Below are 14,846 nucleotides of genomic sequence, written 5' to 3'. Positions count from 1 at the left end.
GCCGGGCCCTGGCCGATTTTTTTGCGGCTGACCGGCAGCCATTGCCGGTGACACGCTAGAAGCGCGCGCCGTCCGGCACGCGCGACAAAGGCCGCGACGCGATCCGCTTGATGTAACGGTCGAGCGGTGTTGCATAGCCGCGTGCGATCGCCGCGCTCAGCGCCGCCGACAACGCCAGATACGCCATCAGCAACAGCAGCTTCGTGTCGCCATGCGTGGCCGACGGCGGCCAGAACGTGCGCAGTCCGCCGAGCACGATCAGGTGGAACAGGTACAGCTCGTAGCTCAGCTTGCCGGCACGGCCCAGCGGCGCGAGCAGGCGGCCGTGCGCGCGCTCGCCGTTGACGTGCGCGCCGATCAGCAGCACGGCCGTGCCGAGCGCCATCGCGGTGACGCCGGCGACATGGCTTTCCGCAATCGGCCAGGCCAGATAGAGCACGGCCATCGCCGTCGCGACGAGCCACTGCACGAGCGGCGCGGCCAGCCGCTGCCCGTTCACGCGCTCGGCCAGCAGCGCGGTGCAGCAGCCGATCGCAATCCCGTCGAACGACGCGAAGTACGCGTAGAGGAACCCGCCTTCGTCGCCGGCGTGCGTGAAGCGGTACACGGGCCCGATCGCGGCGATGATCACCCAGAACGCGACCAGTCGCGCATCGCGGCGCAGCGCGATGCACAGCAGCGGGAACGACAGGTAGAACACCTCTTCGACCGACAGCGACCACAGCACGCCGAGCGCGTAGTTGACCCAGCCGTACGCGCCGATCAGCACGTTCATCCAGAACGTCAGTGACGCGAGATTCACGAGCCAGAACGACACGGCGATGCCCTCTGGCGCATGGTTCTGGAAGATCGGCACGCCGGCCGCCGCGAGGCCGTTGACGAGCGCGAGCAGCAGGAGCAGGCATGGGACGATGCGTGCGATACGCGACACGTAGAACGCGCGCACGTCGACCGCGCCGAGGCTGCCCCAGCGGCGGAGCGCATTCGACGTGATCAGGTAGCCGGAGATCACGAAGAACATCGTCACGCCGTAGTTGCCGTTGCGCGCCACCGCATGCACCGCATCCCAGCCGAATACGCGGGCGAGCGACGTGTCGCGCAGCGAGTAGGGGATGTTGAAGTGATGCAGCAGGACGAGCACGATCGACACGCCGCGCAGCAGGTCGATCCGCGCGTTGCGCGGCCCGGTGCTCATTGCGGCCTGCCCGGTTCGGCGAGGGCCGGCAGCGCCGCCAGGAACGTATCGCGTGCACGCAAGCCGGCGTTTGGCGTCTGCCGCTGGTCGTCCTGCATCAGGTACGCGAACACAATCTTGCGCGGCCCCTTTGCCGCCCAGCCGACGAACCAGCCGTAGGCGCGCGATGCATCGTACTTGTGCCCCGGCGACCCGGTGCCCGTCTTGCCGTGCACGACCCAGCCGCCGGGCTGCGTGTCGATCAGCGTGATGCGCTCGGTCATGTCGAACGCGTGCGCGCTGACGGGCAGCGTCCGGTTCGCGATCTTGCGCATGAAGCCGACCTGTTCGAGCGGCGAGATGCGCAGCGACGCGTTGACCCATGCGCCCATCACGCCGTTCAGTTCACCCTGCTGGCTGGTCACGTCCGCGTTGCCGTAGCCGAACGCGTTCGTGTACCGCTGGAAGCGCGCTTGCCCGAGCGCCTGCGTGACCTGCTGCGAGTACCAGAACACCGACAGCTTCATCCAGCGCGCCGGGTCGGTCGGCTCGCGCCACGGCGCGCCGCCCCAGTCGGGGTAGCCGGCGTGGAAATCGAGCGTCGGTGTGTGCGCATCTTTCAGGACGCCCGCATCGAAGCCCATCAGGCTGATGGCGACCTTGAACGTCGACGCCGGCGTCACGCGGGTCGCGCAGTCGCCTTGCTGCACGAGCACCTGGCCGGTGGCGGCGTCGGCGACGACGGTGCAGATCGGGCGGGCATCGGACGTCGCGGCGGCCAGCAGGCCGGCGGCGAAGGTGAACAGCGCGCGGCGCCAGGGCTTCAAGTGACACTCCTCGGGGATGGGCGGCAGGCGCGCGGTGCGGGCGGAAGGCGGCAGGCCGTGCGCAATGGGGGCGACGGCAGGCATCGAGGATCGTGCGGATGGCGGCCGTTGCGGAGGCCCACAGTGTATCGGCGGATGGTCGTTCGTTGACCTGTCACGGTTGACGGGGCAATCGCGCGCGTTTTATCCGTTCCGCGAGTATCGGCCGGTCACGCGTGGCGGCGTGCATGAAAAAGCCCGCCGGCAGGCTTGCGCCTGCGGGCGGGCAAAGACACCTCGGGCAGACCCGCGCGGGTGTCGCGTGAAGAACGGAGAACCGGGTTGCGTCAGAACTTGTGGCGCAGCGCGAGGCGCACGGCCACCTGGTTCGACGTCGACGACGGTGCGTCGGTGCCCGGGATGAACGCGTTGTCGAGGATCGAGTTCGTCTTGTCGCCGGCGATGTGCTGGTACGCGGCCTGCACGTACACGTCGGTGCGCTTCGACAGGTTGTAGTCGGCCATCAGCCCGACCGAGTGGATCTTCGGCTTCGCGTCGCCGGTCGATGCGTCGTACTTCTCGAGCGACAGCACGTACTGCGCGCCGACCATGAACGCCGGCGTGATCTGGTACGAACCGTTCACCTCGAAGTTCTGGTACTTGATCGCGCTGACCGTCGCGCCCGGGGCGATGATCGCGCCCGGCGTGCCGAGGTAGCCGTTGCCGGTCGGGTTCTTGTAGTTCGAGTTCGTGTACGCGAAGCCGACCGTTGCCGGGCCGAACGTGTAGTTGATGCCCGCGCCGAACACGCGCATGCGCTCGGCGATGTAGCTCGCGTCGTTCGCGGTGATCGCGCCGGCCGAGCCGTCGCCCGGGTGGTTCGCCTGCAGGTACGCGGCGCCGATCAGCAGGCCGTTGTTCTGGTACTGCGCGCCGAAGCTGTACGCGCGGTTGTCCGAGAAGTTCGTGCTGTTGCTGAAGCTGTAGGCGCCGCCGAACTGGAAGCCGCCGAAGTTCGGGCTCGCGTACTTCACCGTGTTGTCGAGGCGGAACGAGTTGTCGGTGTTGTCGTTGTCGAACGGGTGCGCGAGCAGGTAGCCGCCCCAGTTGCCGTTGGCCGTGGTCGGCGCGAGATAGTCGACGACGGAGTCGTACTGGCGGCCGAACGTCAGCGTGCCGTACTGCGTCTGGCTCAGGCCGACGTAGGCCTGGCGGCCGAACATGCGGCCGCCCTGGTTGAGCCGGCCACTGTTCACGTCGAAGCCGTTTTCGAGCTGGAAGATCGCCTTCATGCCGCCGCCGAGATCCTCGCTGCCCTTCAGGCCCCAGCGGCTGCCCTGGGCGTAGCCGCTCGCCATTTCGTAGACGTGGCCGGTGCCGACGTTGTTCGTGTAGTTCAGGCCTTCGTCGATCACGCCGTACAGCGTGACGCTGCTTTGCGCGAACACGGGGGCTGCGAAGGTTGCCGTTACGGCGAGCGCCGTCAGGGTCTTTTTCATTGAGATCTCCGGGATATCCAGCTTGTATCGGTTGTCGTGAGCGCGTCCGGCGAGGCGCGCCCCGTCATCCGGGGCGACCCGGTGCAGCGCGTGCGGCGCCGAGTCGCGCAAGGCGCGGCGGCGCGGCATCCGGCAGCGTCGGGTCGTGTCTCCTCCGATGACATCGCGCATTCTTCCCAAGCCTAAAAGGAATCGAAAGCGAGTAATTTCGATGGATGGGATCGGGTTCGCCAATGGGGTCGCGACAGGCCGTTTCGACAGCCGAAACGGGGTGGGCGGCGTCACGGCGCAATGTCCGTCGCGCAACGGCCGAACGGGGGCGCGATACAACCCGCGCGGGGCCATGCGCGGGCTTGGAGAATCGGCCGCGAGGCCCGTCCGGCGGGCCTGGCCGGGTGCCCGGAGATCAATTGACGCTGCCGATAGCAATGATCGGAATTACTCGTTTCCCTAAACAAATTGGCGGCTGAAACATGCAGGCTGACCGGACGTGGATGCGTTCACGATTCGCCGGTCGCCGCGCATGCCGCGACGCACAAACAACAGATTCGATTTGGAGACGACCCACCATGCAGATTCGACGACTGAAAACGGTCCTTCTCGCCGCCGCGGCGATCCTGTCCGCGCCTGCGGCTCACGCGGCCGGCGGCGCGTGCGCCGACGGCAAGACGGTCCATTTCGCGGGCATCACATGGGAGAGCGGGTCGTTCGCGACCGAAGTGCTGCGGCAGATCATGGAGAAGGGCTACGGCTGCAAGACGGACGTCGTGCCGGGCAGCACGGCCGCCACCGAAACGGCGCTCGCGCGCAACGACCTGCAGATCTGGGCCGAGCAGTGGACGGGCCGCAGCGAGATCACCGCGAAGGCCGTCTCGTCGGGCGCGGTGAAGCTGATCGGCGACACGTTGCCGGGCGGCACGACGGAAGGCTGGTTCGTGCCCGACTACGTGGTGAAGGGCGATCCGGCGCGCAACATCAAGCCGGTCGCGCCGGGGCTCGTGTCGGTCGACGATCTGCCGAAGTACAAGCAGGTGTTCGCGGACGAAGAGGAACCGGACAAGGGCCGCTTCCTGAACTGCCCGACGGGCTGGGACTGCGAGCGCGTGAACACGCGTCTCTTGCGCGTGCTGAAGCTCGACCAGTCGTACACGAATTTCCACCCGGGCACGGGTGCGGCGCTCGACGCGGCGATCGCGTCCGCGTACCAGCGCGGCGCGCCGATCGTGTTCTATTACTGGGGCCCGGCCGCGCTGATGGCGAAATACAAGTTCACCGCGCTGAAGATGCCGACCTATAACGAAGCATGCTGGAAGACGCTGCGCGACGAGAGCAGCACGCACCAGTGCGCGTCGTCGTACATGGTGTCGCGGCTGACGGTCGGCGTGTCGAAGCCGTTTGCCGATGCGAACCCCGATCTCGTCGGCGTATTCGGCAAGGTGCGTTTCCCGATGGACTTCCTGAACCAGACGATCCTCGAGATGACTACGAAGAAGATCGACGGCGCGGCGATGGCCACGCAGTTCCTGAAGACCCGCCAGGACATGTGGAAGCAGTGGGTGCCGGCCGACGTCGCGCAGAAGATCGCCGGCAGCCTGAAGGGCGCGTAACCTGCGCGCGGCGGCGGGCCCGCGCCTGCCGCCGCCGTCACGCGCCTTCGCGGCGCGACGGAGAATCAACATGAACGGCTTCTTTCTGCACCTGTCGATCGCCGACTGGGTGAACAGCGCGCTCGAGACGTTCGTCGCGCAATACGGCGACGGCTTCCATCACTTCAGCGTGCTGGTGCTGCGCTACCTGCTCGTGCCGCTCGAAGGCGCGCTGCGCGTGGCGCCGCCGTGGCTCGTGCTGCTGGTCGTCGGCGCGATCGCGTGGAATGCGACGCGCCGTATCGGCCTCGGCGCGCTCTTCATGCTGCTGCTTTACGCGATCGGCTGCTTCGGCCTGTGGGACAAGCTGATGCAGACGCTCGCGCTGATGCTCGTCTCGACGGTGCTGTCGGTCGCAATCGGCGTGCCGGTCGGCATCCTCGCGTCGCGCAGCGCCTGGCTGCGGCGGATGCTGCTGCCCGTGCTCGACGTGATGCAGACATTGCCGAGCTTCGTGTACCTGATCCCGGTGCTGATGCTGTTCGGCCTCGGCAAGGTGCCCGCGATCCTCGCGACGATCATCTACGCGCTGCCGCCGCTGATCCGCCTGACCGATCTCGGCATCCGCCAGGTCGATCCGGACGTGACGGAGGCCGCACGCGCATTCGGCACGACGCGCTGGCAGCTGCTCGTCAACGTGCAGTTGCCGCTTGCGCGGCCGAGCATCATGGCCGGCATCAACCAGACGACGATGATGGCGCTGTCGATGGTCGTGATTGCGTCGATGATCGGCTCGCGCGGGCTCGGCGAGGATGTGCTCGCGGGCATCCAGACGCTCGACGTCGGCAAGGGCACGCAGGCCGGCCTCGCGATCGTGATCCTCGCGATCGTGATCGACCGGATCAGCCAGGGCTTCGGCCAGGAGCGCCGCGCCCGGCGGCGGCTCGCGCAGCAGCGCCGGCAGAAGGGCGCGTCGCGCGTGCCGTACCGGCTGCCGCGCAAGGCGCAGTCGGCGGGCGTCGATTCGAATCAGGCGACGCAGTCGTCGCGTGCATAGGAACGGAGACAGACATGGCGACCATCGACGTCAAACACGTGTACAAGCTGTTCGGGCCGCAGGCCGCGCATGCGCGCGTGCTCGACCTGCTGCGCTCGGGCAAGCGCAAGGCCGAGGTGCTGGCCGAAACGGGCTGCAACGTCGGGCTCAACGACGTGAGCCTCGGCATCGAGTCGGGCGAGATTTTCGTGATCATGGGGCTGTCGGGCTCCGGGAAATCGACGCTCGTGCGGCACTTCAACCGGCTGATCGAGCCGACGGCCGGCGAGATCGTGATCGACGGCAGCGACGTGATCAAGCTCGACGCGCACGGGCTGCGCGAGCTGCGCCGCTTCAAGGTCAGCATGGTGTTCCAGAACTTCGGGCTGCTGCCGCACCAGACCGTGCTCGACAACGCCGCGTATGCGCTGCGCACGCGCGGCGAGAAGCGGCACGATGCGGCCGAGGCCGCGCGCAACTGGCTGACGAAGGTCGGGCTCGACGGCTATGGCGATCACTATCCGGACGAGCTGTCGGGCGGGATGCGGCAGCGTGTCGGGCTGGCGCGCGCGCTGGCGGCCGATACCGATGTGCTGCTGATGGACGAGGCGTTCTCCGCGCTCGATCCGCTGATTCGTACCGAGATGCAGGATCAGTTGCTCGAACTGCAGGCGACGCTGTCGAAGACGATCGTGTTCATCACGCACGATCTCGACGAAGCGCTGCGGATCGGCGATCGCATCGCGATTCTGCGCGACGGTACGCTCGTGCAGGTCGGGACGCCGGACGACATTCTGTCGCGGCCGGCGGATGAGTATGTGAGAAGGTTCGTGGAGAAGCGCTCGAGTGTGAATTGAGGTATCGAAGCGCAACGTGAAAGGGCGGCGCACGCGGTGCCGCCCTTTTTCGTTCACGCGGGCCAGGCAGACGTCGGGCCCGTGTGCGTATCGAATTCATAGGTGCCGACGTAGTCGAGCGAAGCGTTTTCCGGCGTCGTGACGATGTTGGGCGAGAACACGCCGATTGCACTGTCGGCGACGAGGTCGGCGGGAACGGCATGTACCCATGCCGATTCCCACGAAACACCAAGCAGCAATTGCCGGACCGGAACGGGGCTGCCCCGATGAATGGCCTCGATGCATCCTGGCTCGTAGTCGCGCAGTCCGACTTCTGTCATGAACGCGGAAGGAATGCCGTCGCCGTCCTCGGTGTACCGCTCGTCGATGAACGAGCGCATCTCCTCGAACGAACGGAATCGATCGCTGGAAATGAACAGGTGAACGGTAACGATCATCGGTGAGCGCCTCGGGCTTTGAAATGGCCGGCGGAGCGCGCCGGTGCACGCGCACGATGATACGCGTGAGCATGGCGCTGCGTTTCGTCTCGTGCGCCGCCTGCGCCTACGGCTCGATCGACCCATACCTTGGATAGCGCCCGCTTCTGTAATTCTCGGGCATCCTGCATTTCTGATAACTCTGCATCAGCCGGAACGCGGACTTCTCCCGGTCCGTCTCGTCGCCGTCCTGAAGCCAGAGCGCATGGCTTTTCTCCGCGAGCACGATGAGCAGGCGCCGTCTGGCGGCCGACAACGCCGAACGATCCAGCAGGTCGCACACGAGATTGGCCGTGACTACGCCGAACAGCCGGCGGGTCGCATGGCAGTCGTTCGACGCGAGCAGTTGCATCGCTTCGGCGAAGGCCGTTTCTGCTTCCTCCACCGATCGCTGCAGCGTGATCGCGGGAAGCGCGAGCGCCGTGATGTAGACGCGATCGTTGGCGTCGAACCTGTCGAGTGACGCATTCACGTCCTCCAGTCGTTCGAGCACCGCATGCTGGCGGTCGATGCGCCGGAGCGAATCGGCCGGAACGTCGTCGTGCGCGTCCATGAGTTGGTCCAGATAGCCCATTCCCGCCTGCCAGTCGCCGAGATGCTCGCCGAATACGTGTGTCGCGAGCGCCGCCAGTTCGACGAGATCCTGTTCGCCCATCGGGAACGCAACCCGCTCCCGCAAGCGGGCCGCCACCGCGGTCGGCTGCTTCGTATGGTCCTGCCAGTCCCGTAGCAACGACTCGCGCAATTGTTCGTCGTGCCCCTGCGTCGTCTCCATGCGTTCCTCCGTTCGGTTGCCCGAATGGTAGGGGCGAGGATGACGTGTGTACAGTGCAGGTTTGGCAGATATATGATGCATCCGATGCAAATATGCGAGGAGCACCGCGTTGAACCGGATCGACCTGAACCTGCTGCTGGCGCTGAAGGCGCTGATCGACGAGGAAAGCGTGTCGGGCGCGGCACGCAGTCTCGATTTGAGTCCTTCCGCGATGAGCCGGACCCTCGCCCGTGTCCAGGACGCGATCGGCGACAAGGTGCTGGTGCGTGCGGGAAAGGGCATGGTGGCGACCGAAACGGCGCGGCGGTTGAAGGAGCCGCTCGACCGCATCCTGCAGGATGTCGAAATGCTGCTCGGCGCGCAGCACCGGTCGATCGAAGCGCAGCGCGTGTTCAACATCAGCGCGAACGACGGCTTCATCGATTCGTTCGCGGTGCCCATCATCGCGCAGGCGCACGATGCATGGCCGCATGCGAGGTTGCGCTTCCTGCCCAAGCACGAGAAGACCGTGGCGCGCCTTCGCAGCGGTGAAGTCGATATCGAAATCGGCGTGGTCGGCGAGACGGGGCCGGAGATCATGATCCGCAAGCTGTTCGACGACCGCATGGTCGGCGTGCTGCGCAAGGGCCATCGGCTGGCGCGGCGGCGGATGACGCTCGATGCTTACCTGTCCGTGCCGCACATCAGCGTGTCGCGCAAGGGGCGCTTTCACGGGCCGATCGACGATGCGCTGAGCGAGCAGGGGCGCGAGCGCAACGTCATCGCGGTGGTGCCGAACTTCAAGTCGGGCATCGAGCTCGCCCAGCGCTCGGACTGGATCGCTCACGTGCCCGAGAAGCACACCGCCCAGGCCCGGCAGGACGTCGTGACGTTCGACCTGCCGGTCGCGACCCCGGCGCTCGCGATCTCGATCATGTGGCATCCCCGCTTCGACCGCGACGCGGTGCATGCGGGGCTGCGGGACCTGATCGTGAACGTGTGCCGGCAGATCGTGGGCGCCACGAAGGGCTGATGCCCGCCAACGGCGGTGGCCGTCGAACCTGCCGGCACCGCGTTACTGCACGACCGTCTCACGTGGCGTCGCTTGCACGCCGGCGATCTCCGCCCGCAACGCATCCGCCAGAATCAGATCCGCGCCTTTCTCCGCGACCATCATCGTCGGCGCGTTGATGTTGCCCGACGTGATGTTCGGGAACACCGATGCATCGACGATCCGCAGCGCCTGCAACCCATGCACGCGCAGCGACGCATCGACCACCGACGTCGCCGCGTCCGGCCCCATCGCGCACGAGCCGCACAGGTGGTAGATCGAACCCGACTGCTCGCGGAAATACTGCAGCATTGCTTCGTCTGAATCGACCTGCGGCCCCGGCGAGATTTCCTCGACGGTCATCGACTTCAGCGCCGGCGCGCGCATCAGCGCCCGGATCACCTTGCTGCCCTGCACGGCCTCGTCGAGATCCTTCTGCGTGGTGAGCGCGTTGATGTGGATCTTCGCGGCATCTTCTGCGCGGTTCGACGCGATCTCGATCGTGCCGCGGCTCGTCGGGCGGCACGGGTTGAACGCGATCAGGAAGCCCGAGTAAGGCTCGGGCTTGATGCTCGCGCGGTCGCTCTTAGGGATCCGGTACGACAGCGGGTTGAAGTAGAGCTGGATGTTCGGTTCCTGCGCATCGTCCGTGCCGCGGAAGAAGCCGCCCGCCTGGTTCACGCTCATCGCAAGCGGGCCACGCTTCGTCAGCAGGTAGCGCAAGCCGATCTTCATCTTGCCGATGAGCGTACCCATCTCGTCGTTCAGCGTCGGCCGGTTCGCCTTGAAGTAGAAGCTCACGCACAGGTGGTCCTGCAGGTTGCGGCCGACGGCCGGCAGCGCATGCACGAGCGGCACGCGCTGGCGCGCGAGCAGCGACGGATCGCCAACGCCCGACAGTTGCAGCAGCTTCGGCGTATCGACCGCGCCGGCCGCGAGAATGACCTCGCGTGCGGCCACGAGCGTTTCGTCGCCGTGCTCGCCCGCGACGACCACGCCGGTCGCACGCTTGCCGTCGAACGTCACGCGCCGCACGAGCACGCCCGAGCGCAGCGTGAGGTTCGAACGGCCCAGCGCGGGACGCAGGTACGCGAAGCTGCTGGAGCAGCGTTCGCCGTGCTTCGTGTTCAGGTCGTAGATGCCCGCGCCTTCGAACTGCGCGCCGTTGAAATCGTCGGTGCGCGGCAGGTTCAGCTGGCTGCAACCCTTCAGGAACTCGTGGACGATCGGATGCACGTCGGCCTTCATCGACGTGATGTGGATCGGCCCGGTCGCGCCGTGATGCTGCGGATCGGTCGTGCCGGCCGCGTGGGTTTCGAGCTTGCGGAAGTACGGCAGCACGTCGTCGTACGCCCAGCCCGGATTGCCGGCGTTCGCCCAGTCGTCGTAGTCGCTGCGCTGGCCGCGCACATAGACCATCGCGTTGATCGAGCCCGATCCGCCAACCACCTTGCCGCGCGGGCAGTACAGCTTGCGGTCGGCGAGCTGCGCCTCGGGCTCGCTGTAGTACATCCAGTTGTAGCGGCGGTTGTAGTAGGTCTTCGTGAAGCCGACCGGCACCTTGAACCAGAACGACGCGTCGCGTTCGCCCGCTTCGAGCAGCAGCACCGAGTGCCGGCCCGATTCGCTCAGGCGGTTTGCGAGGATGCAGCCGGCCGAGCCCGCGCCGACGATGATGTAGTCGTAGCTCATGTCTGTCCTTTGCGCTCAGCCCTTCGCGGGAGCGAGATCCTTCACGTCGACGGGGTTCTCGCCCATCTGCAGGTGAAGCCGTTCGCCGGTGTACGGCGTGTGACGGCGCACGACGTCCATGTCGAGCTCGATGCCGAGGCCCGGTTCGTTCGACGGAATGATGTAGCCGTCTTCCCAGCGGATCGGCGTCTTCACGACTTCCGCATGGAATCCGCCCCACGTCATGATGCTTTCCTGGATCAGGAAGTTCGGCGTGCAGGTCGCGAGCTGGATGCTCGCGGCCGCGCCCACCGGGCCGTTGTACAGGTGCGGCGCGATCTGCGCGTAGTGCACTTCGGCGAGCGTCGCGATCTTCTTCGCTTCGAGCAGGCCGCCGACGCGCGCGACGTTCAGCTGCAGGATCGATGCACCGCCCGCCTGCAGCAGCTTGTGGAATTCGTACTTGGTCGTCAGGCGCTCGCCGGTCGCGATCGGAATCGACGTGTGCTTCGCGACTTGCGCGATCGCTTCTTCCTGGCCGGGCGGCACCGGCTCCTCGAACCACAGCGGGTCGTATTTCTCGAGCCGCTTCGCGAGCCGGATCGCCGACGACGGCACCATCTGCCCGTGCGTGCCGAACAGCAGGTCGGCCTTGCTGCCGACGGCTTCGCGCACCTTGCGGCAGAACAGTTCGCAGCGGTCGAGCACTTCGAGCGACAGCTGATGGCCCGAGTAGGCCGTGTACGGGCCGGCCGGGTCGAACTTGACGGCCGTGAAGCCGAGCTTCACGTTCTCGGCCGCGCATTCGGCCGCGAGGTCGGGATCGTCGTAGTCGTATTCGCCCTTCGCGTTCTTCGGGTACAGGTACGTGTACGAGCGCAGCCGCTCGTGGATCTTCCCGCCGAGCAGTTCATAGACGGGCTTGCCGGCCGCCTTGCCGATGATGTCCCAGCACGCCATTTCGAGGCCGCTGACGACGCCCATCATCGTGAGATCGGGGCGCTGCGTGAAGCCGCTGGAGTAAGCCTGGCGGAACAGCCGTTCGACGTGATGCGGATCGCGGTTCAGCAGATGGCGTTCGAACACGTCGTCGATGATCGGGGCCATTGCCTTCGGGCCGAACGTCGCCGAGTAGATCTCGCCGACGCCTTCGATGCCGTCGTCCGTCTTCAGCTTCACGAAGATCCAGTACATCCCGCCGACATGCGGCGGCGGCACGGCGACGATATGGGTTTCGAGCGAAACGATCTTCATGCGGACTCCTGGATGCGGTTGAGGCGGTATTTGAGGAACGCGGCGGCGCCCGCGCCGCAGAGCGCGATGGCCGCGATATAGCCGAAATAGAGCTGGTAGCCGTGTGCGCCCGGGTAGGTCTGCGTCACGTAGCCGTTGATCAGCGGCACGAACACGTCCGGCGAATAGCCGAGTACCGAGATCAGGCCGATCGCGAGGCCCGCGCAATGCGTCGGTACCTTGCAGTCGTCGAGCAGCGACCAGTACAGGCCGCGGATCGCGTAGGTGAGGATGCCGATGAACAGCACGAGCACGACGAGCATCGCCTGCGGGCTGTGCGCGGGCGCCGCGATCAGTCCGACGAGCGACAGTGCGGCGAGCACCAGCGCCCAGAACAGCACGGACACCTTCGATACGCGGTCGCCGAGGAAGCCGCCGCCGATGCCGCCGACGGGGCGCATCCACAGCTTGAGCGTCGTGATGAAGCCGGCCGCCGTCGCGCTGAGCCCGAAATTGCCTTCGTGCAGGTAGGCCGAGAAGCTGTAGGTCGCCCAGAACACCTGGTAGCCGCAGAACACGATCGCGGCGACGAGCCACAGCTCGGGAATCGCTGCGAGCGTCTTCAGGTCGGTCAGTACGTTGCCCTTGGTGCGCTTCGCGGCCGCTGCACGGTCGCCCGTGCTCGCCTGATCCTTTACCAGCGCGAGCAGCACGCCGAGCGCAATGCAGAAGAATGCGTACAGGTGGACGACGAGCTTGAAGCCGGCCGCATCGGTGCCGCCGCGTGCCTGCGTCACGTACGCGAACAGCGTGATCGCGATCGTTGCAAGCAGCGCTTCGACGAGGCCGCGGCCGCCGTCGAGCAGGCCGAAGAAGCGGCCCTGTTCGTCGGGGCCCGCGATCATGTTCACGCGCTTGATCACGGCCGCCCAGAACGTGAGGCCGGTGGTCAGCCCCCAGCCGCCGAAGATCAGCACGAGCATGTCGAACGACGGCCCGGTCGCGTAGACGAGCCCGAGCGCGCCCGTCGCGAGCAGCGAGAAGCAGATCAGCCAGCGCGGCGACAGGCGGTCGGCAAGCCAGCCGCTCGGCAGATAGCTGATCAGGAAGATCGTGCCGAGCGACGAATACAGGTAGCCGAGCTGCACGTCGTCGATATGGAAGAACTGCAGCATCGTCGGCTGGTACACCTGCCGCAGATACAGCATCGGGTAGATCGCGCCCGCGGCAATCACGAGCAGCAGCAGTTGCAGGTAGCGTTGCGCGCGGGAATGCGGCGACGCGTGGGCGTCGTCGTGCAACGCGAGCGACGCGGTGTGTGTCGACGGTTGGGTCGGCATGATGTCTTCCTCCATCAGACTTCCTTCACGAGGAGGTCTGCAGATTTTTTATGTGTTCGATCGGATCAAGGGCGGCGCGCGCGGCGGGTGTCGTGGTGCGTGCGCCGGAAACGGTGCGTCGGCGTTGCCGTGTCAGTACTTCATGACGACGAGGCGCGTCTGCGTGAATTCGAGCATGCCGTGCTTGCCGTCGTCGCCGCCGAGGCCCGAGCGCTTCCAGCCGGCGTGGAAGCCCTGGTACGGATCGGCCGGCGTGCGGTTCACGTACAGCTCGCCGGCTTCGATCGCGTTCGCGACGGTCATCGCGGTGCGGTAGTGCTCGGTGTAGAGCACCGACGACAGGCCGAACTGGTGGTCGTTCGCCTGCGCGATCGCTTCATCGATCGTCGAGTAGCGCAGCACGGGCATGATCGGGCCGAAGGTTTCCTCCTGCACGATTTCCATGTCCTGCCGGCAGTTCGTCAGCAGCGTGGCCGGGTAGAAGAAGCCGGGGCCGGCGGGAATCGTGCCGCCGGTTTCGAGCGTCGCGCCGGCTGCGATCGCGCGTTCGACCATCCCGTGAATGTGCGCGCGCGCCGATGCGCTGACGAGCGGGCCCATCCGCGTGGCGTCTTCCGCACGGTCGCCGATGCGCACGGCCGCCATCTTCTCCTTCAGCAGCGCGACGAAGCGGTCATGCACGCTGTCGTGCACGTACACGCGCTCGATTGCCGTGCAGAGCTGGCCGCAGTGGGTCGTCTTCGATGCGACGAGCGCGGCAGCCGCGCGTTCGAGGTCGGCGTCGGGCTCGATGATCGCGGGCGTCTTGCCGCCGAGCTCGAGCGACGGCTTCGCGATGTTCGCCTTGCAGTAGTCGAGCACCTTGCGGCCCGCGTTCACGCTGCCGGTCAGCGTGATCATCCCGACTGCCGGATGCGTGCACAGCGCTTCGGCCGTTGCGTGGTCCATCGTCAGGATGTTGATGACGCCCGGCGGGAAGCCCGCATCGTCGGCGGCTTTCGCGATCTCGAACGCGGACACCGGCGTGTGGTTGCTCGGGCGCACGACCACGGTGTTGCCGGCGATCAGCGCGGGCGCGACCTTGCGCAGCAGTGTGTAGACCGGGTAGTTGAACGGAATCAGGCATGCGACGACGCCGATCGGTTCGCGCTGCAGGAACAGGTTCTCGTCGGGCGTATCGCTCGGGATGATCTCGCCCTCGATCCGGCGCGCCCACTCGGCGTGGTAGCGCGTGATCTGGCCCGCGTAGACGGCTTCGTTCGACGCGTCCTCGACGCTCTTGCCGGATTCCTGCGCGAGCGCCGCGCCGATTTCGGATGCGCGCGTGGTCAGCGCGTCGGCGAAGCGGTGCAGGTATGGGGCG

At 66.5% G+C, this 14,846-nt stretch carries 13 protein-coding genes; 4 read left to right on the top strand and 9 right to left on the bottom strand.

The genetic code is table 11. The annotated features are described in order from the left end of the window. Positions 1-55: 55 nt before the first annotated feature. The 3 genes from G3N99_RS09250 to G3N99_RS09240 all read right to left on the bottom strand — a co-directional run bounded on the left by G3N99_RS09250 (position 56) and on the right by G3N99_RS09240 (position 3,479). Entirely contained in the window at positions 56-1,195 is a 1,140-nt protein-coding gene (locus tag G3N99_RS09250) for an acyltransferase (RefSeq protein ID WP_206122204.1), read from the bottom strand. Further along, complete coding sequence (blaOXA, locus tag G3N99_RS09245; RefSeq protein ID WP_206122203.1) at positions 1,192-2,001, bottom strand: OXA-1043 family class D beta-lactamase; 810 nt, start codon at positions 1,999-2,001, stop codon at positions 1,192-1,194. The genes G3N99_RS09250 and blaOXA overlap by 4 nt, the downstream gene beginning before the upstream one ends. A 326-nt stretch (positions 2,002-2,327) precedes the next feature. Further along, positions 2,328-3,479, bottom strand: coding sequence for a porin (locus G3N99_RS09240; RefSeq protein WP_206122202.1), 1,152 nt, complete (start codon positions 3,477-3,479; stop codon positions 2,328-2,330). Positions 3,480-4,048: 569 nt separating this feature from the next. Between G3N99_RS09240 and G3N99_RS09235 the strand changes: the two genes are divergently transcribed. The 3 genes from G3N99_RS09235 to G3N99_RS09225 all read left to right on the top strand — a co-directional run bounded on the left by G3N99_RS09235 (position 4,049) and on the right by G3N99_RS09225 (position 6,958). After that, complete coding sequence (locus G3N99_RS09235; RefSeq protein WP_174939381.1) at positions 4,049-5,086, top strand: ABC transporter substrate-binding protein; 1,038 nt, start codon at positions 4,049-4,051, stop codon at positions 5,084-5,086. A gap of 70 nt (positions 5,087-5,156) precedes the next feature. Continuing rightward, positions 5,157-6,122, top strand: a complete 966-nt coding sequence (locus tag G3N99_RS09230) for a proline/glycine betaine ABC transporter permease (protein WP_174939379.1) — start codon at positions 5,157-5,159, stop codon at positions 6,120-6,122. Between the two features lie 14 nt (positions 6,123-6,136). Further along, on the top strand, positions 6,137-6,958 hold the full coding sequence (locus G3N99_RS09225; RefSeq protein WP_174939377.1) for a betaine/proline/choline family ABC transporter ATP-binding protein: 822 nt from the start codon (positions 6,137-6,139) through the stop codon (positions 6,956-6,958). Between the two features lie 53 nt (positions 6,959-7,011). Here the strand turns inward: G3N99_RS09225 and G3N99_RS09220 are convergent, their stop codons facing one another. Further along, positions 7,012-7,395, bottom strand: a complete 384-nt coding sequence (locus G3N99_RS09220; RefSeq protein ID WP_206122201.1) for an immunity 22 family protein — start codon at positions 7,393-7,395, stop codon at positions 7,012-7,014. Between the two features lie 106 nt (positions 7,396-7,501). After that, positions 7,502-8,209 carry a hypothetical protein gene (locus G3N99_RS09215; protein WP_206122200.1) on the bottom strand — a complete coding sequence of 236 codons (708 nt, stop codon included), beginning with the start codon at positions 8,207-8,209 and terminating at the stop codon, positions 7,502-7,504. Between the two features lie 109 nt (positions 8,210-8,318). Between G3N99_RS09215 and G3N99_RS09210 the strand changes: the two genes are divergently transcribed. After that, entirely contained in the window at positions 8,319-9,221 is a 903-nt protein-coding gene (locus G3N99_RS09210) for a LysR family transcriptional regulator (RefSeq protein ID WP_206122199.1), read from the top strand. 42 nt (positions 9,222-9,263) lie between these two features. Here the strand turns inward: G3N99_RS09210 and G3N99_RS09205 are convergent, their stop codons facing one another. The 4 genes from G3N99_RS09205 to G3N99_RS09190 form a co-directional block, all read right to left on the bottom strand. After that, complete coding sequence (locus tag G3N99_RS09205) at positions 9,264-10,931, bottom strand: GMC family oxidoreductase N-terminal domain-containing protein (RefSeq protein WP_206122198.1); 1,668 nt, start codon at positions 10,929-10,931, stop codon at positions 9,264-9,266. 15 nt (positions 10,932-10,946) lie between these two features. Then, positions 10,947-12,164, bottom strand: a complete 1,218-nt coding sequence (locus tag G3N99_RS09200; RefSeq protein ID WP_206122197.1) for a mandelate racemase/muconate lactonizing enzyme family protein — start codon at positions 12,162-12,164, stop codon at positions 10,947-10,949. After that, the gene (locus G3N99_RS09195) at positions 12,161-13,483 is read right to left on the bottom strand and encodes an MFS transporter (protein WP_241011551.1); all 1,323 of its coding nucleotides are present in this window, start codon (positions 13,481-13,483) and stop codon (positions 12,161-12,163) included. Before G3N99_RS09195 ends, G3N99_RS09200 begins: the two co-directional genes overlap by 4 nt. 132 nt (positions 13,484-13,615) lie before the next feature. Then, the coding region (locus G3N99_RS09190; RefSeq protein WP_206122195.1) for an aldehyde dehydrogenase family protein at positions 13,616-14,846 on the bottom strand (1,231 nt) is incomplete at its 5' end.

Origin of the sequence: Burkholderia sp. Ac-20392 (assembly GCF_017104585.1) — a bacterium.
Classification (GTDB): Bacteria; Pseudomonadota; Gammaproteobacteria; order Burkholderiales; family Burkholderiaceae; genus Burkholderia; species Burkholderia lata.
The sequence above is the reverse complement of the archived record's forward strand: the minus strand, read 5'-3'. Positions and strand labels throughout refer to the sequence as shown.

Excerpts from the sequence above, each read along its gene's own strand:
- G3N99_RS09250 (WP_206122204.1), bottom strand. The coding sequence starts at position 1,195 with ATGAGCACCGGGCCGCGCAACGCGCGGATCGACCTGCTGCGCGGCGTG.
- G3N99_RS09240 (WP_206122202.1), bottom strand. The coding sequence starts at position 3,479 with ATGAAAAAGACCCTGACGGCGCTCGCCGTAACGGCAACCTTCGCAGCC.
- G3N99_RS09235 (WP_174939381.1), top strand. The coding sequence starts at position 4,049 with ATGCAGATTCGACGACTGAAAACGGTCCTTCTCGCCGCCGCGGCGATC.
- G3N99_RS09230 (WP_174939379.1), top strand. The coding sequence starts at position 5,157 with ATGAACGGCTTCTTTCTGCACCTGTCGATCGCCGACTGGGTGAACAGC.
- G3N99_RS09225 (WP_174939377.1), top strand. The coding sequence starts at position 6,137 with ATGGCGACCATCGACGTCAAACACGTGTACAAGCTGTTCGGGCCGCAG.
- G3N99_RS09220 (WP_206122201.1), bottom strand. The coding sequence starts at position 7,395 with ATGATCGTTACCGTTCACCTGTTCATTTCCAGCGATCGATTCCGTTCG.
- G3N99_RS09215 (WP_206122200.1), bottom strand. The coding sequence starts at position 8,209 with ATGGAGACGACGCAGGGGCACGACGAACAATTGCGCGAGTCGTTGCTA.
- G3N99_RS09205 (WP_206122198.1), bottom strand. The coding sequence starts at position 10,931 with ATGAGCTACGACTACATCATCGTCGGCGCGGGCTCGGCCGGCTGCATC.
- G3N99_RS09200 (WP_206122197.1), bottom strand. The coding sequence starts at position 12,164 with ATGAAGATCGTTTCGCTCGAAACCCATATCGTCGCCGTGCCGCCGCCG.
- G3N99_RS09195 (WP_241011551.1), bottom strand. The coding sequence starts at position 13,483 with ATGCCGACCCAACCGTCGACACACACCGCGTCGCTCGCGTTGCACGAC.